20 protein-coding genes are annotated in these 22,638 nt (G+C 54.7%); 12 read left to right on the forward strand and 8 right to left on the reverse strand.

Annotated features, from left to right (window positions below; genetic code table 11):
* Positions 1 to 135 precede the first annotated feature (135 nt).
* The gene (locus tag HFD92_RS06525) at positions 136 to 807 is read left to right on the forward strand and encodes a hypothetical protein (protein WP_167428555.1); all 672 of its coding nucleotides are present in this window, start codon (positions 136 to 138) and stop codon (positions 805 to 807) included.
* Between the two features lie 52 nt (positions 808 to 859).
* Here HFD92_RS06525 and HFD92_RS06530 read toward each other — a convergent pair whose 3' ends face one another.
* Positions 860 to 1,711: a Vmh family MBL fold metallo-hydrolase gene (locus HFD92_RS06530; RefSeq protein ID WP_167428556.1), complete on the reverse strand. Its 852-nt coding sequence runs from the start codon at positions 1,709 to 1,711 to the stop codon at positions 860 to 862.
* Positions 1,712 to 1,855: 144 nt separating this feature from the next.
* Here HFD92_RS06530 and HFD92_RS06535 point away from each other — a divergent pair, with 144 nt between their 5' ends.
* From HFD92_RS06535 to HFD92_RS06545, 3 genes are all read left to right on the forward strand, one after another.
* Positions 1,856 to 2,740 carry a LysR family transcriptional regulator gene (locus tag HFD92_RS06535; protein ID WP_111207269.1) on the forward strand — a complete coding sequence of 295 codons (885 nt, stop codon included), beginning with the start codon at positions 1,856 to 1,858 and terminating at the stop codon, positions 2,738 to 2,740.
* A 33-nt stretch (positions 2,741 to 2,773) separates the two neighbouring features.
* Complete coding sequence (locus HFD92_RS06540; RefSeq protein ID WP_111207270.1) at positions 2,774 to 3,193, forward strand: VOC family protein; 420 nt, start codon at positions 2,774 to 2,776, stop codon at positions 3,191 to 3,193.
* Between the two features lie 367 nt (positions 3,194 to 3,560).
* Positions 3,561 to 3,863, forward strand: coding sequence for a type 1 fimbrial protein (locus HFD92_RS06545; RefSeq protein WP_009092822.1), 303 nt, complete (start codon positions 3,561 to 3,563; stop codon positions 3,861 to 3,863).
* A gap of 205 nt (positions 3,864 to 4,068) precedes the next feature.
* Here the strand turns inward: HFD92_RS06545 and gabP are convergent, their stop codons facing one another.
* Together gabP and gabT are read right to left on the reverse strand one after the other, a co-directional pair.
* Entirely contained in the window at positions 4,069 to 5,478 is a 1,410-nt protein-coding gene (gene gabP / locus HFD92_RS06550; protein WP_370525221.1) for a GABA permease, read from the reverse strand.
* Between the two features lie 84 nt (positions 5,479 to 5,562).
* A complete protein-coding gene (gene gabT, locus HFD92_RS06555) occupies positions 5,563 to 6,849 on the reverse strand; it encodes a 4-aminobutyrate--2-oxoglutarate transaminase (RefSeq protein WP_111207273.1) in 1,287 nt (428 codons plus the stop codon).
* 110 nt (positions 6,850 to 6,959) lie between these two features.
* Here gabT and HFD92_RS06560 point away from each other — a divergent pair, with 110 nt between their 5' ends.
* Positions 6,960 to 8,450 carry a PLP-dependent aminotransferase family protein gene (locus HFD92_RS06560; protein WP_181161937.1) on the forward strand — a complete coding sequence of 497 codons (1,491 nt, stop codon included), beginning with the start codon at positions 6,960 to 6,962 and terminating at the stop codon, positions 8,448 to 8,450.
* 40 nt (positions 8,451 to 8,490) lie between these two features.
* On the forward strand, positions 8,491 to 9,867 hold the full coding sequence (locus HFD92_RS06565) for a glycoside hydrolase family 10 protein (protein ID WP_185185191.1): 1,377 nt from the start codon (positions 8,491 to 8,493) through the stop codon (positions 9,865 to 9,867).
* A 287-nt stretch (positions 9,868 to 10,154) separates the two neighbouring features.
* Here HFD92_RS06565 and HFD92_RS06570 read toward each other — a convergent pair whose 3' ends face one another.
* Both HFD92_RS06570 and HFD92_RS06575 read right to left on the reverse strand, forming a co-directional pair.
* Complete coding sequence (locus HFD92_RS06570) at positions 10,155 to 10,634, reverse strand: type VI secretion system tube protein TssD (protein WP_167428557.1); 480 nt, start codon at positions 10,632 to 10,634, stop codon at positions 10,155 to 10,157.
* 233 nt (positions 10,635 to 10,867) lie between these two features.
* On the reverse strand, positions 10,868 to 11,557 hold the full coding sequence (locus HFD92_RS06575; RefSeq protein ID WP_111207275.1) for a hypothetical protein: 690 nt from the start codon (positions 11,555 to 11,557) through the stop codon (positions 10,868 to 10,870).
* 353 nt (positions 11,558 to 11,910) lie between these two features.
* Here HFD92_RS06575 and HFD92_RS06580 point away from each other — a divergent pair, with 353 nt between their 5' ends.
* Positions 11,911 to 12,651 (forward strand): nitroreductase family protein, encoded by a 741-nt coding sequence (locus HFD92_RS06580; protein ID WP_111207276.1) that lies wholly within the window; start codon positions 11,911 to 11,913, stop codon positions 12,649 to 12,651.
* Positions 12,652 to 12,816: 165 nt separating this feature from the next.
* Positions 12,817 to 14,019, forward strand: coding sequence for an MFS transporter (locus tag HFD92_RS06585; protein WP_009092830.1), 1,203 nt, complete (start codon positions 12,817 to 12,819; stop codon positions 14,017 to 14,019).
* A gap of 62 nt (positions 14,020 to 14,081) precedes the next feature.
* Here the strand turns inward: HFD92_RS06585 and HFD92_RS06590 are convergent, their stop codons facing one another.
* Positions 14,082 to 14,297 carry a YdgH/BhsA/McbA-like domain containing protein gene (locus HFD92_RS06590; RefSeq protein WP_009092831.1) on the reverse strand — a complete coding sequence of 72 codons (216 nt, stop codon included), beginning with the start codon at positions 14,295 to 14,297 and terminating at the stop codon, positions 14,082 to 14,084.
* 366 nt (positions 14,298 to 14,663) lie between these two features.
* Here HFD92_RS06590 and HFD92_RS06595 point away from each other — a divergent pair, with 366 nt between their 5' ends.
* Both HFD92_RS06595 and HFD92_RS06600 read left to right on the forward strand, forming a co-directional pair.
* Complete coding sequence (locus HFD92_RS06595; RefSeq protein WP_058957080.1) at positions 14,664 to 15,344, forward strand: type 1 glutamine amidotransferase domain-containing protein; 681 nt, start codon at positions 14,664 to 14,666, stop codon at positions 15,342 to 15,344.
* Positions 15,345 to 16,254: 910 nt separating this feature from the next.
* Positions 16,255 to 16,779 carry a phenolic acid decarboxylase gene (locus HFD92_RS06600; RefSeq protein WP_167428558.1) on the forward strand — a complete coding sequence of 175 codons (525 nt, stop codon included), beginning with the start codon at positions 16,255 to 16,257 and terminating at the stop codon, positions 16,777 to 16,779.
* 76 nt (positions 16,780 to 16,855) lie between these two features.
* Here the strand turns inward: HFD92_RS06600 and clcA are convergent, their stop codons facing one another.
* Positions 16,856 to 18,244 carry a H(+)/Cl(-) exchange transporter ClcA gene (clcA, locus tag HFD92_RS06605; RefSeq protein WP_046102766.1) on the reverse strand — a complete coding sequence of 463 codons (1,389 nt, stop codon included), beginning with the start codon at positions 18,242 to 18,244 and terminating at the stop codon, positions 16,856 to 16,858.
* Between the two features lie 257 nt (positions 18,245 to 18,501).
* Here clcA and HFD92_RS06610 point away from each other — a divergent pair, with 257 nt between their 5' ends.
* Positions 18,502 to 19,728, forward strand: a complete 1,227-nt coding sequence (locus HFD92_RS06610) for an FAD-dependent oxidoreductase (RefSeq protein WP_167428559.1) — start codon at positions 18,502 to 18,504, stop codon at positions 19,726 to 19,728.
* A gap of 146 nt (positions 19,729 to 19,874) precedes the next feature.
* Positions 19,875 to 21,647 (forward strand): EAL domain-containing protein, encoded by a 1,773-nt coding sequence (locus tag HFD92_RS06615; RefSeq protein WP_167428560.1) that lies wholly within the window; start codon positions 19,875 to 19,877, stop codon positions 21,645 to 21,647.
* 36 nt (positions 21,648 to 21,683) lie between these two features.
* Here the strand turns inward: HFD92_RS06615 and HFD92_RS06620 are convergent, their stop codons facing one another.
* Positions 21,684 to 22,619, reverse strand: coding sequence for an ABC transporter substrate-binding protein (locus HFD92_RS06620; RefSeq protein ID WP_167428561.1), 936 nt, complete (start codon positions 22,617 to 22,619; stop codon positions 21,684 to 21,686).
* Positions 22,620 to 22,638: the final 19 nt, after the last annotated feature.

Raw genomic sequence — 22,638 nt, forward strand, 5'->3', positions numbered from 1 at the left:
GATCCCAAACCTCCCCGGTCGTTCCGCCGGACCCCATCCGCCACAGCCATAAAGCGGTCACATTCAGAACAGCGACACTTTTCACTCTGATCAGAGCGTGGCAGGATAAGCGCAAACTATCATGGAGTGAGCCTGATGTTACTGAAAGGTATGAACGATCCGCTGCTGAAAGCGTATCAGCATCCGAAGTCACGGATGATGATCAGCCGTTTCAGGGGACTGGCGGGCGATCGACGCATCAGTGACTGGCAGGCGTTCACTGTTCTGGTGACAGGCTTTACCAACTACTGGTTTGTGCAGGCCGGTCACTACTCAATTAATGTCACCCTGACCAAAACCCGCCAGTTCGATTTTCTGCAGGACTTTCTGCATTTTACCGTGACGCTGGATGGCCTGATTGCAGATGAGCATTTTCGCAGCCCGGACTTTGTGCTGCCCCATTACGACGTGCCCTACGAATTCTGCCGCTGGCGCAACAAACGCGGCTACGACGCCTTAACCACCTATGTCAGTAAACAGGGCGTGAAATCCCACAAGGGGATCTTTACCGTCTCGGAAGGCCTCTCCCCGGAGGAGCAGGTGATGAAATGGGAAGGGGTGGTAAATGTCTACGACAAAACCTTTTTCAGCGTGACGAACTTCAACACCACGCAGGAATTTCTGATCAAAGATATCAGCCGATCGATTCAGGAAGGTCTGCTGAAACACCTGAGTTTTTACCGCGAGCTGTTTCACTACATCTTCCCCACACCCGCTGAGGCGCGATTGCAGGCGCGGGATGACAGACGCTATCTGGCTAAAAAATAGCGCCCTGATGCACCCCGCGTTGTGCCGCAAAGTCAGCCGTTTCTCTGCGGGTTTACCACTTCATCTCGCCGGTGTTCACTTTCGCGCTGAGCTCCAGCGAACCCGGCTCGGCCAGTCCTGGCCAGGCGGCCGTCATGGCGTCAATCACCTCTGCTGAGGTTTTGTGCTGCGACAGCGCCTGCTCAAAGGACTTCAGGTAGTTGAGGGTAAAATCCACGGCCTGCGATCCGGCGGGGCGCGCACCCAGATAGTGACCCGGGATGACGTTCTGCGGATGCAGCGTCTGCATCTCTGTCAGGATATGACGCCACGCCGCACGGCTTTCAGGGGTCTGGGTATCTGCTGTCCAGACATGAATGCCGGAAGAGAGGGCCGTCCCACCCAGAATGGTGCTGGCGGAGGGGATCCAGACGTAAGCGGCATACTGATCCGGATGACGCAGCTCCAGCACTTCACCGTCTACGCTAAACCGTGTCTCATGCGTCACCTCTGGCACGGTCAGCGCGTCAGGCGCGCCCTGCTTCATCTGCGGACCCCAGTATTTCAGCTTCGCCTCATGCGTCTCCTGAATATGTTTTACCACAGCAGGTGAGGCCACCACCTTCACATCCGGCCAGGCTTTAACAATCGGTTCCAGGCCAAAATAGAAGTCGGGATCGCCGGAGGTTATCACGATTTCTTTCAGTTTTTTGCCGCTCTGTTTAATCTTCGCCACCAGCTTCTCACCATCCTGCGTGCTGAACTGCGCATCAAACAGAATGGCTTCGGTGGGGCCGGAGACCAGCGTAGATGAAACGGCAAACAGGCCCTTTTCCTGCGGATTATAGGTTTCAAGTTTCAGGGTCGTGGCGCTGGCAGAGGCTGAAGCCAGCATCATAATTAAAGCGTGAGCGGCAATTTTCATGTTTATCCTCAGAGGGTAATCGCCGCACAGAGCAGCGCAAATGATCATGTTTTGTGTCAGTGGCGCTATTTTACGCATTCTGATATCTGTTAGAATTCCCGAAATCAGAGATGCTGAGTTTCATAATCCGAACAGGTAAAACAGATGGACAGAGTGACTGCGGCGGCCGTTTTTAACCGGATCTGTGAACTGGGAAGCCTGAGTGCGGCATCACGCGCACTGGGGATCTCCCGTCCCATGGTGAGCCGTTATCTGGAAGAGATGGAGAGCTGGGCCGGAACGCGTCTGCTGCATCGCTCGTCACGTCGTCTGACGATCACCCCTGCAGGCGAGGCGATTCTGGAAAAGACCCGCCAGCTGGCACGCCTTTCGGAGGAGATCCGCCAGGAGACCCCGCAGGGAATACCCGCCGGGACATTGCGCATCGCCTGCGCGCACTTCACGGCTGTCCACCTTGTCGGTCCGGTGATCCCTGACTTTCTGGCGCGCTATCCGGCCCTGCGCATCGAGCTGGAGATCAATAATCAGCCTGTCAGCCTGATTGGTGAACGAATCGATCTCGCCATCCGCATTACTGATACGCCGGAGCCGGGCACTATCGCCCGCCGCCTGGGTGACTGCTGCTCTGTCCTCTGCGCCTCACCGGCCTATCTGCAGCAGCACGGGATGCCGCAAACGCCTGACGATCTGGCGCACCATAACTGCCTCTGTTACAGCCATTTCGCCGGACAGAGCTGGCACTTTACCTCCCCGCAGGGTGAGAAAATGGCGGTGGCGGTCAAAGGAAATTTCAGCGCCGGGATCTCCTCCCTGTTGTGTGATGCGGCCAGTGCAGATTGTGGAATTGCGATGGTGCCCGAGCAGGAGGCGCGTCACGCTCTGGAAAGCGGAAAACTGGTCACCTTACTGCCCGATTATGAGCCGGGACGCATTGGCATCTGGGGACTTTACCTGTCGCGGGAACATCAGCCTGCAGCACTGCGGCTGATACTCGATGAACTGCAGCGCAACCTTTTGAGTCATGCCTGAGCCAGTCTCACAACAGACAACAGGGAAGAACAAATGAGTGACAATCAACCCCTTTACTGGAACCGCATGGTGCCAGAACTCACCGTAACTGATTTTGCCGCCTCACTGCATTTTTACACGACGGTACTGGGATTCAGCGTGAGAATACAGCGGCAGCAGCCGGACTTCGCTTACCTGTGCTATGGCGAGGCGCAACTGATGATTGAGCAGTTTCATCCTCAGGGCTGGAACACGGCAGAGCTTCACTGGCCGCTGGGACGGGGCATCAATTTTCAGATTGAAGTGGATGATATCCAGGTCGTACTGGCTCGGGTGCAAAAGCAGGGTATTCCGCTCTATCGCCCGCTGCGGGATACGGTGTATGACACCGGCGGGACAACCGCCTGTCAGCGCGAGTTTCTTCTGCAGGATCCGGATGGTTATCTGCTGCGGTTCAGCCAGTATCTGGAATGAGCTGAAAACATTTTGGGTGAATTTCGCCGGGCAGCGCGGATATATCTCATCCAAGAATGCCTGAGTCAGGTTTTATATTGAACAGGCAGTCAGAATAAAAATCAGCATGCCCATTTCTGTCACTGCAGAAAGTGCCTCAGCTTATTTAAGCTTTCCTCCTGGACGTCTTTGCATTTAAATCCTGTTCTTCTGTGTTGATGTTATTTATACCGTTAACGCCAAAAATTCTTTTTTTACTATCGATGTTAAAAAATCGAGGGCGATGAAAAGTCCGGCTGGCGAAGATTTACATTTAATTCCCTTTTCAGTGCTTAATCTTTTGCGATCTGCGCCGATAACTCCTGACACACATTCAGGAGGATGCAGGATGAAATCATTTTTACTCGCTGGCTTTACCACGCTCTTAATGACAATCGCCGGGGCAGCAAGTGCTGGTTCGGATTCAGGCACGATTACCTTTCGCGGCATGGTGACGAATGATTCATGTGATATGAACACCGGAAAGAATCAGGTCGTGTTCAGTTGTTATGATTCTGGCAGGGGAAAGACTACGCTGACGACGGCTGATCTCAGAAATCTCCACGCCCTTGACAGGTTACCTGCAGAAGTGAAAATGCACTGGTTAAACGCCGAAAAAACCAGAGGGATTCTGTCCCTCACTTATCTTTAATTTTTTCTGCCATTCTGACGAAAATTGATTGCGCCCGGGGTGAAACAGGAATAAAAGTAATGTTACCAAACCCACAGCGAAAAAGTGGGTATCAGAGAAAACCTTATATCGCCAGACCCTTTTTGTCAGCACCAGGGAACCAGATGCAAAAAAAAGCCCACCTTATAAAAGGTGGGCTTTTTCACTGTTAATGCGCTTCAGTTAATTATGACGGGTCAGAGGAGCGCTGCACAAAATAGCGCGTGCTTTTCTGTTCTGCCTTTTTACGGCGCAGCAGCAGGCTGGTCGCAATAATAACCAGCGTTAAACCACCCGTCGCCACTAATTCTGTCTGGTGTTTAGGATCAAACAGCATGATCACCAGCACCGTGATGATAAACAGAATCGTGACCCAGGTCAGACCGGGAAACAGCCACATGCGGTAAGTCAGGACTTCACCCGCCTGCTCGCGTTTTTTGCGCAGCACCAGATGGGATGCGGCAATCACCAGGTAGACCAGCAGCGCAATGGCACCCGAGGTGGCGAGTAAAAATTCAAAGACCGCGCTGGGCGCCAGGTAGTTGGCGATCACCGCCAGAAACGCCGCCGCAGTCGAGAGCAGCACCGCAACCCAGGGTGTGCCGCTGCGATTGGTGCGTGAGGCCGCAGCGGGCGCATCCTTGCGGCGTGACAGCGAGTAGAGCATGCGCGAGGAGGTGTAGAGCGCCGAATTCAGACAGCTGCACACCGCCATCAGCACCACCAGATCGACGATCAGCCGGGCATGAGGAATGCTCATCGCCTGCAGAGTGGTCTGCCAGGAACCCTGTTCAACCAGGCCTGGCGTATTCCACGGAACCAGCGCCACCACGAAGAAAATCGACAGCAGGTAGAACAGCGCGATACGCCAGATCACCGAGTTGGTGGCTTTCGTAATCTGCCGGCCGGGATTTTTCGACTCTGCGGCGGCGATAGTGACAATCTCGGTGCCCATAAAAGAGAACATCGTGGTCAGGATAGCCGCGACCACCGCGCCGAGGCCATTTGGCATGAAGCCGTTGGTGTCATAAAGATGCGACAGGCCGCTGGTGTGACTGTCAGGCAGCAGACCAAACACGGCGGCACCTGCGACGGCCAGGAACAGGATGATCGCCACGACCTTGATCAGGGCAAACCAGAATTCAAACTCACCGTAGTTTTTCACGCTCAGCAGGTTGGTAATGGTCAGTAAGAGTGTGATGGCAAAGGTGAACTGCCAGATGGCCACCTCGGGGAACCAGGCGTGCAGGATCGTGCCTGCCGCATTGGCTTCCAGCGGGATCACCAGCACCCAGAACCACCAGTAGAGCCAGCCGATGGTAAACCCGGCCCAGCGTCCCAGCGCTTTCTCCGCATAGGTGGAGAATGACCCGGAATCGGGTGAGGCCACCGCCATCTCCGCCAGCATCCGCATGATCAGCACAACCAGCAACCCGGCGGCTGCATAGGAGATCAGCACGGCGGGGCCCGCTTCAGAAATAGCATGGCCGGAGCCAACAAACAGCCCGGCGCCAATTACGCCGGCAATCGAGAGCATGCGCACGTGGCGCGGTTTCAGGTTCTGAGCCAGCGAATCTTCATTCGCACTCTGAGTCATCGTCATGTCAACGTCTCCGGGGAACGCCCGGCCATGCTGGCCGGACGAACAGGAAAGGGGCTTGTGATTAACGAGCCAGTGAAATCATGCCGGGACGACAGGGTGTCCGGCAGAGGCAACACAGCGATCGATCACCGTGGAGAGAAGGGTCAGCGCCTGGCTGAACTGGGCATCCGGAATGGTAAGCGGGTAGAGGAAGCGGATAACGTTGCCTTTCGCGCCGCAGGTCAGCAGCAGCAGGCCCTGTTCCATCGCCATCTTCTGAACGGCCTGCGCGGTGCTGGCCTGATAGAACTCCATTGCCACCATCGAACCCAGCGCCCGCACTTCGGCGATATCAGGGTGTTTGCGCTGCTGCGCCTCCAGTTCAGCGACAAGCCGGCCACCGAGATCCACGGCGCGCTGACAGAGCTGCTCCTCCTCGATCACATCCAGCACCGCGTGAGCCGCCGCGATAGCTAACGGATTTCCGGCATAGGTACCGCCCAGTCCGCCAGGGGCAGGCGCGTCCATCACCTCGGCGCGACCGGCCACGGCGGAGAGGGGCATCCCGCCCGCCAGGCTTTTCGCCATGGTGATGATGTCGGCTTTCACCGGGTAGTGTTCCATGGCAAACAGCCTGCCGGTGCGGGCAAATCCGCTCTGTACTTCATCTGCAATCAGCAGGATGCCGTGACGGTCAGCCAGTTCACGCAGCTGAACCATAAATTCTGCCGGAGCCGCATGGAATCCGCCTTCACCCTGCACCGGTTCCAGTACGATTGCCGCAACATCATGGGGCGCAATGTCCTGTGTGAAAATCTCATCCAGGCTGGTCAGTGCCGCCTCAACGCTGATCCCCTGCACCGCGCTGGGGTAGCGGGCGTGGAAAACGGAAGGGGGCATCGGGCCGAAATCGCGCTTGTAGGGGGCGACTTTGCCGGTCATGGCCATGGTCATAAAGGTGCGGCCATGAAACGCGTTGCCAAAGGTGATGATGCCGTGACGACGGGTATAGGCACGCGCCACTTTAACCGCATTTTCTACCGCTTCGGCACCGGTGGTAAAGAAGGCGGTTTTCGCTGCACCGGCAATCGGCACCCGCTGATTGATGCGTTCAGCCAGTACGATATAGCTTTCGTAAGGGGTGATCTGGAACGCCGTATGGGTAAACTTTGTTAACTGTTCGGCCACCGCCTGCTCGATGCGTGGATGACGATGACCGGTGTTCAGCACGGCGATGCCGCCTGCGAAGTCGATCCAGCTGTTACCAGCCTGATCCCATAAGGTGGCGTTTTCTGCCCGGGCAACGTACCAGTCGCACAGCGTACCGATGCCCTTAGGCAGAGCCTGTGCTTTACGTTCCTGCATCAGGTTATTTTTTTCGCTCATTTGATCCACCTCATTGATATGCGTGTTTACAATTCCCGACAAACACGTTTATTTATGCCTGAGGCGTGGTGAGTTGCCAGAGCCAATTATCAGAGGAAGGATGGAGCCAATTGCGACTCTTGTACGCCGATCATCTATTAGCACGGTTACAGTTTATGAAAACCGGTTCCCTGCATCAGCGACTGCTCAACTGTATGCAGGCCGCGATCACGGAAGCGGTCTTTCCGCGCGGCAGTCGTTTGCCGCCCACCCGCGATCTGGCGCGTGAGCTCGGCGTGTCGCGAAACACGGTCATGCATGTGTATGAAAGTCTGATGGCGCAGGGCTACGTGACCGCGCGCACCGGCAGCGGAACGTGGATTGCCGAGACGCTGCCGGAGAGTTCGCTGCAGAGTGATGCGATTGCCGACCTGGCCGCCGTGAAGGCGCAGCGACCGGCCACCCTGTCGAAGCGCGGTGCCACACTGCTGGGGCACGCCACCGCATCCCCTTATCAGTGGGGAGCATTTGTGCCTGGCGCGCCCGACGTGACCGAATTTCCCCATAAGCTGTTCAGTCAGATTCAGGCGCGCCTGAACCGGGAGCCTGACGTCCATCGGCTGGTTTACAGCAGCGGCGGCGGCTGCCCCGATCTGCGTCATGCGCTGGTCGATTATCTGCGGGTGGCGCGTTCCGTGCAGGCCGATGCGGATCAGATTCTGATCACCGAGGGCGTTCATCAGGCGGTCGATCTGGTCACGCGGGTATTGTGCGACCCAGGCGATCGGGTCTGGATGGAAGAGCCGGGCTACTGGGGAACCCGCAATCTGCTGCGGATGAATGGCCTGAAAATCCGGGCCATGCCGGTGGATGAGCAGGGCCTGGTGCCCGACAGCGGGCCGCCACCCAAAATGGTGTTTGTCACACCTTCCCATCAGTACCCGCTGGGGGTGCATCTGAGCCTGGCACGTCGTCAGGCGTTGCTCACACTGGCGCGCCGTCATCAGAGCTGGATTGTCGAAGATGACTACGACAGCGAATTTCGTTTCTCCGGACAGCCGCATCCCTCGCTGCAGGGGCTGGAAGCCGATGCGCCGGTGATTTACATGGGCACGTTCAGTAAAACGCTCTATCCCGCCCTGCGCATTGGCTATCTGGTGGTGCCAAAACCGCTGGCTCAGCCGATGCGCATCGCGGCAGCGGAACTCTATCGCGGCGGACATCTGCTGATTCAGCGGGCGCTGGCGGAGTTCATCCGGCTGGGTCATTACATGGAGCATATCCGGCGGATGCGGCTGCTCTATCGACAGCGGCGGCAGTTTCTCTGTCGGCTGATCGAGCGCTATCTGGGGCCCGCCTTCTTACCGGCTTTTAACCATGAAGCCGGTCTGCATCTGGTGATGCCGCTGCCGGCAGGCAGTGATGATGTCGCCATTGCCGCCGAGGCGCTGAAGCGCGGCGTCAAGGTGCGGCCACTTTCACAATATTATATGCATCCTCAGGAGACGCGAGGCCTGCTGCTGGGGTATGCCTGCGTTAATGAACGGCAGTGTCAGGATGCCTTTGGCACCCTCAAAGCCTGTCTGGCGGCGGCTGGTATTGTATTCAGTCCCCAGCGCTAACGCATTGACATTTAATCAGAGTCACCGAGAATACTCCTCTTTGCGTCCCGACCAGATAAAACTGGAGTTTATCATCGCACTGAATCTTATTCCTGCCGCAGCCAGCGTGGCGTTAAGGCGCGGGGCCGCACTGGCTGCGGCACTGTTGCTCGTCAGCTGCGCCTCTGAGCCGCCGCGGTCGCTGGTGACGCCTTTTCCACCGGTCACGAAACAGCCGTTACCGCCAGCCAGCCAGCCGGTGCAGCCTCAGGTCCGGCAACCGATGCGCGGCGTCTGGTTAGCTACCGTGTCCCGTCTTGACTGGCCTCCCGTCGCATCGGTCAATGGTGCCAGCCCGGCAGAGCGCATCCGGATGCAGCAGCAGTCGCTTATCGACAAGCTGGATAAACTGAAAAGCCTGGGGATTAACACGGTCTTTTTCCAAGTGAAGCCCGATGCCACGGCGCTCTGGTCCTCTAAAATTCTGCCCTGGTCCGATATGCTGACCGGCAGAATCGGCGAAGATCCCGGTTACGATCCGCTGCAGTTTATGCTGGATGAGGCGCATAAACGCGGTATGAAAGTCCACGCGTGGTTCAACCCCTATCGGGTTTCGGTCAACATCAAACCCTCTACCGCCAGTGAGCTGAACCGCACGCTCTCTCTTCATCCGGCCAGTGTATTTGTGCTGCACCGTGACTGGATTCGTACCGCGGGCGACCGCTACGTGCTTGATCCTGGCATCCCGGAGGCACGCGACTGGATCACCAGTATTGTGGCCGAGGTGGTGGCGCACTATCCGATCGACGGTGTGCAGTTCGATGACTATTTCTACGCGGAATCGGCAAGCTCCCTGCTCAACGACAGTCAGACCTTCAGCCGTTACGGGCAGGGCTTCGCCAGCAAAGCGGACTGGCGGCGTCACAATACGCAACAGCTTATTGAGCAGGTCTCCCGTACCATTAAACAGCTGAAGCCGGAGGTGGAATTTGGTGTCAGCCCGGCGGGTGTCTGGCGCAACCTGTCGCACGATCCGGCGGGTTCAGATACCCGAGGCGCAGCGGCCTACGATGAAGCCTATGCGGATACCCGTCGCTGGGTTCAGCAGGGTCTGCTGGATTATATCGCGCCACAGCTCTACTGGCCGTTCTCCCGTCAGGCTGCCCGTTATGACGTGCTGGCAAAGTGGTGGGCAGAGGTGGTGAAGCCGACCAGAACCCGGCTTTACATCGGTCTGGCGCTCTACAAGGTGGGCGAGCCTTCGCGGATTGAGCCTGACTGGACGCTGCAGGGCGGAGTGCCGGAGCTGAGAAAGCAGCTCGACCTCAATGAGTCCTGGCCCCATATCGATGGCACCATTCTTTTCAGAGAGAACTATCTCAATCAGCCGCAGACTCAGCAGGCGGTGAGTTATCTGAAAAGTCGCTGGGGCGGCTGACATCGACACGGCAGCATAGTTATGGCTTCTGCGCTCAACGCATACCCGACGAAACGAATGTCGGTGAAGCTGGCGTGATGCATGCTCGCGGTTGCTGCCTTCTCCCTGCGACAGGTGTAACGGTAACGGACTCTCCATTTCGTTACACCTGCTCACAGGACGGCAGTAATGCAACAGCAGCAGATAACCGGATTGGAAATATTCCGAGGTGACAAAAATTCGCGGGGTGACTTAACTGTGTTATCTATTAATTTCAGAAGTTGATTGGTGAAGTCAGTCAGGAGCACTTATGATCTCGCGTAGTTATTCCACTTATCACGATATACGATATTGCCATCCGTATATTTCCATGTGATTGCCTCATAGCGTAATTCCAGCGTTTCGAGATGCGTACTGCTCATCCCGCCAGGGGCAAGGTAGGGTGCGACTGTCGTAAATTTGACATTTTCCAGAATGATATTGAAATATTCGGCTTCGATTCCGGATTCCAGAATGCGATACATTCGGATAGTGCCTTTCTTCATTATCCGGCCTTCACAGACTGCTCTGTAGAGTAGCGGCGTTGTTTGATCAAATTCTTTGACTATCGTTACAGGGCTATGGACTCGCGTTCCCGTGAGCTTTCCCCTGCTGGGATCGACAGGTATGGTTACGCCGTGAGAGAACGATTTTAATTCGATGGAGCCCAACCGCAGTGGCATCTGACAGCTGCCTGTGACGGGAGAACCGTTTTCATCTTCAAGCCATAAATGGGCGGGTGTAGACATAATTTTTTCAATTCCTTGTGAGGTTAAAAAACTAATGGCACTTCACCACTTCACATAGCGACTAAATATATATATCACTATCAGGGCAAATATTGGCACAAACCAGAGTGGGGCTGAAGGAAATAGTATTATCTGGAATAAGGCATAGGCAATTATTATAGCCTGTGGAGCATATAACCCTATCAGGGAAGTGAAAATCCGCTTCAGAAGTCGTTTAATAATATTGAGCAGCATTATCTTATCATCCTGGTGATGATGTTTGCTATATTTTCGTCTGACGCTACGTGCTGAAATACCTCAGCACGTTTAAATAGTGGTTCTATTAAAAAATACATCATTTCAAGCTCATGCGTGTATAAAGCCTGATAATAGGCGGGAGATTCAATATGTAAGCTTTGAGCACTATCAGCGGCTTTTTGCACTATGCCATAAAAACCCGTTGCCATTACAATGCCCCCTCCCATACGTCCTGCAAGAGCTGCTATGTTTTGATGAATATTTAAACCTAATGAAACTGCAGTTGCCGTCGCTGATGCAAACCCTAAATTAGTCAATGAACTTGCTGCGATATGAATATTTGTTGCCATAAGCAAATGCTTAATATGTTGTAGTTGCTCAGATGTTTTATAGCGCAATATCTCATTAAAATAGATATTAAGCATTTCATAAATAATATCTTCATGTCGCAATAGGTGGTAAATACCTTTCGCAAAGCGAATATCTTCGGTCTTTTGCTGCTGGCAAACATCTTTATATTCATCGGTAAAGCAGGAGGTGTAATAGAGCAAGCGCCTGGCGCCAGCGCCTGTCATCTCAATCTGATTTAATACGGCTTCCTTTACGCCTGAGACAGCGTGATCGAGTTGATTAGCTAAAATTTTATTTTGCTGTAAATATCTTATCACCTGATGGCTGTATGACATTGCTCATTCCCTCGAACCATTCATCCCTGTTTTATGTCTCACATTATCTGGCCGTTCTTTTTATGTAAATATGGTTAACGCTTCAGTAATGCGCTTGATCAATATAATCTGAAAGATGTCCCGCAATTGTGTGATCGGTTTATTCACAAAGCGCTTAAAAGATGTCCGGTAAAGGGACTGACTAAATAGCGCACCGGCGGTGAGTGATTCGGTGACTTTAACTCCGGCGTTTTAAACGTGTACACAGACGCAGACGTGTTCAAAAACGGTTACAAAAGGGTGCTCAAAAACCCTCGAAATACCAAGCATGCGAATACGTTACTGTTATAGTTGCTTTTTGAATGGGAGGAACTATGAGCGATCTGATTGATATTTTCACAAGTCACAAAAGTGAACGCAGTTTCACTGAGCAACCCGTTGATGAGGCTGTACTGGATCGGATTATCAGTACCGCTTACCGTGCGCCAACATCGGTCAACTCGCAGCAGGTTTCTGTTGTTATCACGCGTGATGCAGGCCGTCGCGCGGAGATCGCCGCGATTGCGGGTGGTCAGCCGTGGATTGCTAAAGCACCGGTGTTCATCACCTTTGTACTTGATATGCATAAATCTGCCGTAGCGATGTCTGCGGTTGATCAGCAGCAAATCGCGCATCAGAGCATCGAAAGCATCGTCTCTGGCTCAACCGATATCGGTATTGCGCTGGGCTCTGTGATGGCTGCCGCGCGCGCAGAAGGATTAGGCATTGTGCCAATTGGCGGGATCCGTCGCGATCCACAGGCGATGATTTCATTGCTGGATCTGCCGCCGCTGACGTTCCCTGTGGCAGGTGTGGTCATTGGTCATGTTGATGAACCCGCTCATCAGAAACCCCGTCTGCCGCTGGCGACCTTCCGCCATGACGAGACCTATAAAACCCAGGGGCTGGAGCAGCAGATTGCCGCTTATAATGATGAGATGGTGCAGCACTGGAAAAACATCGGCCGCGAGGATGGCGAAAGCTGGAGTGCAAGCGTCGGTGGTTATTACAAAAACATCTACTTCCCGGCTGTGCTGCCTGCACTGCTGAAGCAGGGTTTCGGCACCGATAAATAAGCCGCGCATTTAACGCGAAACACGTCAGGGCCATCCGTATCCAGATACGGGTGGCCTTTTTCATTTTGTTACTATAACGAAATGTGACTTTCCTCGTTGTAACACATAATTTCCTTTTTAACCGAAGCGCAATTGCCTTTAACACTTACCTTCCAGGGAAATAACATGTCACAGCGTTCTCTCTACGCGCTCTGTTTGATGAGCTTTTTTCTGGCCGATGTTCGCGATGGGCTGGGGCCATTTCTGGGCATCTTTCTGACGGAGCGACACTGGCGTCCCGACGAAATCGGTCTGGTCATGACCTGCGGCGGCATCGCCGGGTTACTGGCCACGCTGCCTGCCGGGATCGCGGCCGACGCCACCCGACACAAGAAAATGATTGTGCTGCTGGGTTGTCTGGTGATCACGGTCGCCACGCTGTTGCTCTGGTACAGCAATCAGACCTGGACCGCCATGGTCTCACAAATCGTGGCGGGAATAGCGGCGGCCTTTATCGGCCCGACCGTGGCGGGCATCACCCTGGGACTGACCGGCCAGCGCGGCTTTAACCATCAGATGGGTCGCAATGAGGCCTTTAACCACGGCGGGAATACCATCGCCGCACTGCTGGCGGGATTTTCAGCCTGGTACTGGGGAATGGGCGCGGTCTTTATTCTGATGACGGTGATGGCGCTCTTCGCTGCTGTTGCCACGATAGCGATTCGCGGCGATGAGATCGATAACGACGTTGCCCGCGGTTACGAACAGAATGAAGAGCGTGAACCCGCACCGCGCTTATCGATGTTGATACGCAAACCGGCCCTGCTGGTGGCCGGTGTGACGCTGCTGCTGTTTCATCTTGCCAATGCCGCGCTGCTGCCGATGCTGAGCATGCGCGTCGCCTCAGCAGGCGGGCAGGCGGCGGTCAGCCCTGGCCTCTTTGCTGCGGCAACGGTGGTGATCTCGCAGCTGGTGATGATTCCGGTGGCGCTATGGGTCTCAAAACGGGTCGAAACGCACGGCTACCGACTCTTTATTATGATCGCCCTGATGATCTTACCGCTGCGCGCGGTGATTGCGGCGGGCTTTGCCGCTCCCCTCTTTGTTATACCGGTTCAGGTACTGGATGGGGTGGCAGCCGGGATCCTGGGGGTGGCGGTGCCGGGTTATATTGTATCTCTGCTGCGTGGCTCCGGCCATGTTAACGCCGGGCAAAGCGTGATTATGCTGATGCAGGGAGCGGGCGCTGCGTTGAGTCCGGCCATGACGGGCATGATCGCCGCGCGTTACTCCTACAGCACCGCTTTTGCTGTTCTGGGCGTGATCGCCCTGGCGGCGCTGATTTTATGGTGGCGCACCGGCAGCGCACCAGCCGCACGCCTCGCCTGACCGACACAAAAAAGGCTGCCCGTTGGGCAGCCTCTTCTGGCAATTCCGTTTGCGACCATCCGTTATTTATACAGTTCTGCGGTCATATGAACACGGTTGTTGGTGTTCGCTTCGGTGATTTTGTATTGCGCGCCCTGTTCCTGCGCCTGAGCAGCGATTTTTGACTCTGCGCCATCCAGTGTTGAGGAGGTCACAGACACGCTCTGCGCGAAGCTGCCAAATGAGATCAGTGAAAGGGTGGCGAGAGCGGCAATTGAAAGTGCTTTTACGTTTTTCATGGTCATATTCCTGTTTATCAATGAGGAGGATGTGTGCCTCCGATGGGAATAATAATAACCATAGTTACCATATCTATATTAACTATTAGTGCGGTAATCGTGATCATGCTAATTAGTTGTGCCGGATTGTGCTCATCTCAGGCTGGTGAGAGAACCTTTCCAGAGAGTCTGACACGCCTATCCGGCAGAAAAACGAAAAGAATAGTGATGAACTATAATGGGTTGCGGATCACCGAATATTAAGCGGTAAATTTCAGTGATTCCTCAGAGTCCGTCACGACTGACGGACAAAACAGAAGAAGGCGCGATTAACATCGGGTATGACGCGCCTGAACTCTTAACCTGCAACGCTTACAGGGAGCGGACATGAAGATTCTGATGGTTTTGACCTCACATGATGAGCTGGGTAATACCGGCAAGAAAACCGGTTTCTGGCTGGAAGAGTTTGCCGCACCTTACTATGCCTTTCTTGACGCGGGCGCAGACGTAACCCTGGCATCACCACAGGGAGGACAACCTCCGCTCGATCCTAAAAGTGATGAAGCCGACTCTCAGACCGCGGATACCCGTCGTTTCCATAGCGATTCGGCTGCGCAGGCGGTGCTGGCTTCTACCCACAAACTGGACAGCGTGAGCCCGAATGCCTTTGACGCTGTGTTCTATCCGGGCGGCCATGGCCCGCTATGGGATCTGGCAAATGACAAACACTCCATTGCACTGATTGAGCAGACCCTGCAGGCTGGCAAACCGGTAGCACTGGTCTGCCACGCACCAGGCGTATTGCGCGATGTGAAAAATCCGGATGGCACGCCTCTGGTTAAGGGAAAGAAAGTCACGGGATTCACTAACAGTGAAGAGGAGGGCGTTGGCCTGACCGACATCGTGCCATTCCTCGTGGAAGACGCGCTGAAACAGAATGGCGGTCTCTATTCACGGGGAGAGGACTGGCAGTCCTATACTGTCCAGGATGGTCTGCTCATTACCGGGCAGAATCCGGGCTCCTCTTCTGAGACCGCGAAGGTTCTGCTGGCGAGTCTGAAAAAATAGCGTCGGGTCTTTCACAGGGGCGTCTGTCGGCGCCCTTGTAATCGCCTTTAATCCTCTCTGTCAAAATAGTTACCTGCCGAATTATTCAGGATCAATATATCGATTATTACTCCCTGCTTAATTTCCGGAACACTGAAGATATAAACATGGGTTAAATTCCAGTGTTGACATTATTTATATCAGAGGTAGATTAAGAATTATCAGCGGCATGAAAGTGCCCTGACACACCGGGAATTAACGGTGTTACCGGTGTCGATGGACTTATTCGCTTAAGCTGTCGGCGGTTCTGTTAAACATTGTTGTCATCAGCTCTTTTGAGTTAATCACAATCCTGTTAAATCGAGTCGTAGTAACGCACTGAGAGATAAGCAGTATTGCATCGCGATGATGTAAGGCCTCGTAGTTCTGAACGTGACTTTACGACGGTTACGGTTTACACGTCGTAATGAATGTAAGGCAACGCATCAAAGAGTATATATCGCGATGGGGGTGTGCAGATTTATACGGGCCTGACCTGTCTTTGTCTCACGAAAGACTCTCAGGTGGTTGAGACCGTTAATAATAGTGACATTCTGTAACCGTGTTCATTATTATCCTCAGAATCTGTTCATAAATAGCTATACCAAAGTTGTTCCTGTTAATTAAGTTAGTTAATGGTAAATGTTAAATCAGTAGTAACCTAAAAGCCCTGGCTGTCTCAGTCAGGGCTTTTATCTTTCTTTCAGGCATTTAATCGACTCTTGCTCAGTGACCCTTCTCTTTCAATGTGACCGTTCCGGCTCTGTGACAATCCGATGACAATTTCCGGCTATGGATGGCAATTCAGCCAGTCTGGTCCATAGTGAGTATTTGCCGGCTGGTTTATACGTTTATCTGCGCCCGGTCCGGGTGCCTGTCCAGAGAGGGTAACATGTCTGCAGAATCTCCAGAGGATATTGCAAGCGATCTAACTAAGTTCGTGGGTACGCACTTTGTCTATACCTATGATAATGGCTGGAAATATGAGTGGTACGCGCGTAACGAAACGACCTGTGACTACCGCATTCATCAGGGGCTGGTGGGCGGCCGCTGGGTGACCAACCAGAAGATGCACGCGGTTCAGTTTGCCCCAGGCATCTACAAAGTAGACTGGCATGAGCCGACCGGAACCTGCGTCAGCCTGCTGTTCGATCTTAATCGCACTCTGCTGCACGGGACCATCTTCTTCCCGCAGTGGATCGCCGGAGAAGGTCAGCATCCTGAAAAAACTATCTGCTATCAGAATGACTTTATTGAGGATATGCATCGCTTCCGCGACGAAGGTCCCGCTTACCCCTACGTGATTATTCCTGAGTTCGCTAAGGTCACCTACATGAAAAATGAGGGGCCGGATAATGATGAAGTGATCAATCTGGCACCCGGCCAGATGCCTGCGGACTATTTTGATGACAAGTAAGTGACCGGGCTACCCGCCCTGAGAGGCGGGTAGCCGGTTGGGATGAGAACCTTTATCCCGCGGCGTGAATGTCCGCCTAGGGAGGCGTCACGGCCGACTGCCGGGCCAGCGTGCGGGCCAGAATAGATGAATAGAGCGGTTTGCCCCCCAGGAACTGCGCCAGCAGCGTCGCGCCCAGACAGGTGATAATCATCGGTAAGATCAACTGATAGTTGTCGGTCATCTCCAGCACCAGCACGATGCCGGTGAGAGGTGCTCTGACCGAGGCCGCAAACAGTGCACCCATCCCTGCGATAGCGAACGTACCGGGCTCCAGCTGATAGAACGGAAAGAGATCGGTCATCGCCACACCAAACGCGGTACCCAGCAGGGTTCCCAGCGCCAGCATCGGCGCAAAAATACCGCCCGGCGCACCTGAACTGAAACAGAGCAGGGTGGTAATCAGCCTGACCAGAAAGATCAGCAGCAGCAGCGCGAAGGGGAAGACGCCATGCACAGCCTGGGGGATCAGTTCTGAACCGCCACCCGCTCCTGGGGCGAACAGCAGCGCCAGAATGCCACAGCCGCCCCCTAACAAGCCCCCCGCCAGTACAACCCGTGCGGTTTTACCGGCGTAGAAGCGGGCAAACATATCCTGTGTCAGAAAAATCAGGCGATTAAACAGTACACCAACCATCCCGATAATCATGCCCAGCACCAGGTAGAGCCACAGCGTCTGCACCGGCGCATCCGCCAGTTTGCCTACGGAGATGACCGCCTGTTCGCCGTTAAAGCAGCGAAAGACGATGCTGGCCATAATTACGCCGGTAAATACGGCCTTAATGGATATCAGGTTATAGCGGAATTGCGGACGCATCTCTTCAATAATGAACAGAATGCCCGCCAGCGGCGCGTTAAACGCCGCTGCCAGACCGGCCGCCGCACCGGTTGCCAGCAGCGTATGCCGCGCCTCATTGCTGCGCATGCCGAGAATATCAATCACCATCCGGCCGATATTGCCGCCCAGCTGCACCGTCGGGCCTTCCCGGCCAAGTACCATTCCGGCACCCAGCGTGCCCATACCACCAAAAAATTTTACCGGAATCACCCGCCACCAGCGCACCGGCCTCAGCTCCTCCAGTGCCCCTTCAATTTCCGGAATACCGGAGCCACCGGCTTCGGGGGCGAAGCGTCTGACCAGAAAATAGCCGACCATCGCCAGTAACGCCGAGATGGCAAAGGCGGCCACATAGAGTGTCCAGCCCTGAAAGTGGGCGGGTATCAGTGTGTCGGCGCGCCATTGCTGAATAGCCTCAACGGCGCGGGCAAAGGCTACCCCGGCCAGGCCAACCAGCGAACCGACCAGCGCAGCGCAAAACAGCATCGCCAGCGGCGTCTTATCACGGTGGAGCAGGGCGCGGAACATCCGGCTGCGTGCCGCGATGGAGCGGGGAACATAAACCGGTTGCGGTATTTCTTCATTCATTGAGAGGGATTCTTGTTCAACCAGACCAGCGCTCCAGTGTACTGAGAGATAAGGTGAAAACAAACGTCAGGATCAATTTCAGCTGAGGAAAGCGGCTATTTCACCTGCGGTGGACAAACCACTTGCGCCATGCGTTCGCGGTAGGCTGGCGTATCCTGATTTTTCAGTGTCTGAGCCACGCACTATCGACCGACTGTGGCGTTGTCGCCACGGTTGACGCAATAATCATAGCAATACTGGCGTGACAGGGAGCCGACATGCAGCCACATTCTACTGAAATCCTTACCGCTGACTGTTGTATTGTCGGGGGCGGCCCGGCTGGCCTGATGCTGGGCTATCTGCTCGTCCGGGCAGGCGTGCGCGTGGTGGTCATCGAAAAGCACGCCGATTTTCTGCACGATTTTCGTGGTGACACCATTCACCCCTCTACGCTGGAAACGATGCACCAGCTCGGCCTGCTGGAGGCATTTCTCACGCTGCCGCATCAGCGGGTCGAAAAGCTGGAGGCGGAGATTGCCGGCCAGAAAGTCACCATGGCCGACTTTTCCCGCCTGCCGGTTCAGTGCCGCTTTATCGCTTTTATGCCGCAGTGGGATTTCCTGAATTTTATTGCCGATCACAGCGCCCGATATCCGGGCTACACTCTCCTGCGGTCAACCGCCTTTGCGTCGCTTAATGAGGAAAATGGCACGGTCAGTGGCGTCACGGCTCTGCGCGGAAATCAGCGCATTCATGTCCGCTGCAAAGTGGTGGTGGGTGCGGATGGCCGACATTCTCAGGTACGCGCAGCGGCAGGGTTGACCAGTCAGGCTTTTGGCGCGGCACGGGATGTCATCTGGTTCCGTCTCAGCAGGCAGCCGCACGACCCTGATATGGGCGTGGGGCATACGGGACCGCGACGAAACTTTATCGTTATCGATCGCGGTGACTACTGGCAGTGCGGGCTGACTATCCCCAAGGGGGAGTTTGACGCGAAACAGGCCGCCGGACTTGATGCGTTTAAAGCGGAGATTGCGGCCCTGTCACCTTTTGAACCCGCGCGAATGGCGGAAATCAAGGACTGGACGGCGTTTAAGCTGCTCTCTATCCGCATTGACCGGCTCGATAAGTGGGCGAAGCCTGGCGTGCTCTGCATTGGCGATGCGGCGCATGCAATGTCGCCCATAGGTGGGGTGGGTGTGAATCTGGCGATCCAGGATGCGGTGGCGACGGCGAATATCCTGACTGCGCCGCTTAAAGCCGGTGAGCTGCAGCTACGCGACCTGGAAAAAGTGCAGAAGCGCCGTCAGTTTCCTACCGTAGCCACGCAGTTTTTGCAAATCAAAATGAGCCTCAAAAAGAGCAAAAAGAAAACCGGTGGCAGCAGTCGCATCCCCGGGATGATCGGTCGGCTGCCCTTTCTGAAGTTTATGGCCGGTCGCCTCATCGGACTCGGGTTCCGGCCGGAATCGCCGCAGGTTGCACGTGGTAAGGACAATAAATGATTTCGACAGCGTTCAGATATCGTGCGACACTGTTTCGCTGTGGAATTACTGTCAGATTGAGCCGCTATTTATCTGATAATTGGGCGCTAATTGAGCATTAAGCAGCGAAATTATTTCGAATTTTGCGCCTGCATAGGAGAGGTTTCGTGCATAACGAGCAAAATGGCAGTGACGTAAAACGACTGAGTGCTATCAAGGCACTGCTGTCACCGGATGAAACCCGGGATGAGGTGCTGGAGAGATTTGTGAATCTTGCCAGTGAGGTCCTGGGTATCTCAGGCAGCTTCATTTCGATTATTGACGACCATAATCAGTATATTAAAGCCTCTCGCAACTTCGATCTTCAGCAATCGACCCGGGATGAGTCGCTTTGCCGCCATGTGATTGATGGCGAAGGCCATCTGGTGGTGGTGGACACCCTGCTGGATGAGCGCTTCGTCACCCACCCGTTTGTGAAAGGCGATCCGCATATCCGTTTCTACGCCGGTGTCTCGCTGCAGAATCTTGAAGGTTCGGTACTGGGAACGCTCTGCGTCACGGATACCGAGCCTCACCCCTTTACCGACGAGAAACTGACGGTTCTGCGCTCACTGGCAACGCTGGTCACCTCGTTTCTGGATGCCTGGAACAATGCGGGCTTTGCCGATGTCATCACGCATCTGCCGAATCGTCCCCGCCTGCTGCGCGATATACAGCAGCTGACCCTGACCGCACCGCACAGCCGCTTTCGTCTGATCTTAATCGACTGCATCGACATTATTCGCGCGTATGAGCTTTCACGTGCCGTCGGGATCGCCCCGATGGAGAAACTGCTGAAGCAGATGGCGGAAGATGTCGCTCACCGACTCAATCTGGCTGAAAACGAAACGCTCTACAGCTTTGCACCGGGCCGCTTCGCCATCATTCAGCCCTGGTCTGGTCGCTACACTGCGCAGAATATGGTTGAGCTGTTCACAGGCCTCAAGGCCGATCTGGCCGAGAACATTACGCTCGATCTGGATGTTCACACCGGCGAAACCGAATTTGTGCCGTCGCAGATGGATGCCAATGAAACGGTGCGTCAGGCAGTGAGCGCGCTGCACGAAGCGATTGATGAGAACATCAGCGCGATGGTGTTTGATGAGAGCTACGATACACGTCGCACCGATGACTTTATGATCATGAACGATCTGGCGCAGGCGCTGCATAAAGATGAAGAGCTTTATCTCGCCTGGCAGCCCAAAGTCTGCCTGAGAACCGGCAAAACCGTCGGGCTGGAGGCACTCATCCGCTGGAATCACCCTGAGCGGGGTGAACTTTTTCCTTCAGAATTTATTCCGTTAGCGGGTAAAACGAATCTGATTTCCGACCTCACCAACTGGGTCATCGATCACACGATAGAGCAACTGGCGCGCTGGAATCGCGAATACGATCTGATTCCGGTCTCCATTAACGTCAGTGAACGTGATTTCTCAAAAGCAGATTTTGCCGACAACCTGCTGGCGAAACTGACGGCCGCGCAGCTCCCCGCCTCAATTATGGGTATCGAATGTCTGGAGAATGAACTGATCACCAAAAGCGATGTGGGGATCAAGGGGCTGGAGGCACTGAAATCGCACGGCTTTGTCATTTCACTGGATGATTTCGGCGTAGGCTACAGCAACATCAGCTACCTGCAGGATATCCCGCTGGATGTGATCAAAATTGATCGCTCCCTGATCTCGCGCATGGGTGAGGATGAGGCGTCTAAAATCATCGTCAGGTGCATTATTCAGATGCTGAAAGAGCTGAACTACACCGTTCTGGCGGAAGGGGTCGAGACCGAGTCGACGCTGGCACTGCTGAAAAGTTACGGCTGTGACGAAATTCAGGGTTACTTCTTCTCAAAACCGCTGCCCGCCAGTGACATCGAACACTGGCTCTATCAGAAGGTCCGCTAGGGAATCGGCCCGCAGCGCACGCTGCGGGCCGGTCTCTTATTCGCTGTCAGTGGCGTAGCGATCAACCGGGGTCATGCGTTTAATCAGCTGGTTATCGAAGAGAAATTGTTCATAAGCCTGATAGCGTGCGCGATCCAGTTTTGCCGGATCGGCGGCGAACAGCGGCAGCGTCGCCATCCATGACTGGTGATTCAACGGCGTATTCAGTTCCGGATGGGCGCGGGCAAACCGTTGCCAGCTCGCTTCAGGCTGGGCCTGTAACGTCCCATTTCCCTTCTTCAGTGCCCGCAGAAATTTTCTGATCTTTTCTGAATGCGCCTCATCCCGATGGGCCACGATGATCAGCTCGTCATAAGCCGGAACGCCGTAATCTTCAACGTTAAACACCAGCGGATCTTTCCCCTTATCTTTCATCTCCAGCGCTTCGATGTTGCGATAGCCACCGATCACCGCATCCACTTTTCCGGTCAGCAGGGCGCTGGTGAGCTGAAAGTTGACGTTAATCAGCGTCACCTGATCGGCCTTTACTCCCTCATGGCTCAGCATGGTCGCCAGCGTCGCCTGCTCAATACCGCTGACGGAATAGCCGATGCGTTTGCCTTTTAACGCCCCCGGACTCTTCATCGACCTGTCGAGTGTGATCAGCGTATTCAGCGGCGTATTGATCAGGGTGCCGACCCGCATCAGGGGCAGGCCCTGGTCGGCGAAGAAATGCAGCTGAGGCTGGTAAGTGATGGCTAAGTCTGCCTGCTTTGCGGCCACCAGGCGCGGCGGCAGCGCCGGATCGGAAGGGGGAATGATGCTGACCTCCAGTCCCTCTGCGGCAAAGGCGCCGGTCTGTTGTGCCACCATGATCGGCGCGTGATCGGGATTGATATACCAGTCGAGCATCAGCGTCAGTTTTTCCATTGCCTGAAGGGGGGTGGCGAAGGCGGCACCCAGCAGCAGGGTAAAGAGCGGTATTTTCGTCATACTTTTTCTCGTCAGTTAA

The sequence above is a fragment of the Pantoea sp. EKM101V genome, assembly GCF_011800325.1.
GTDB lineage: Bacteria > Pseudomonadota > Gammaproteobacteria > Enterobacterales > Enterobacteriaceae > Pantoea > Pantoea anthophila.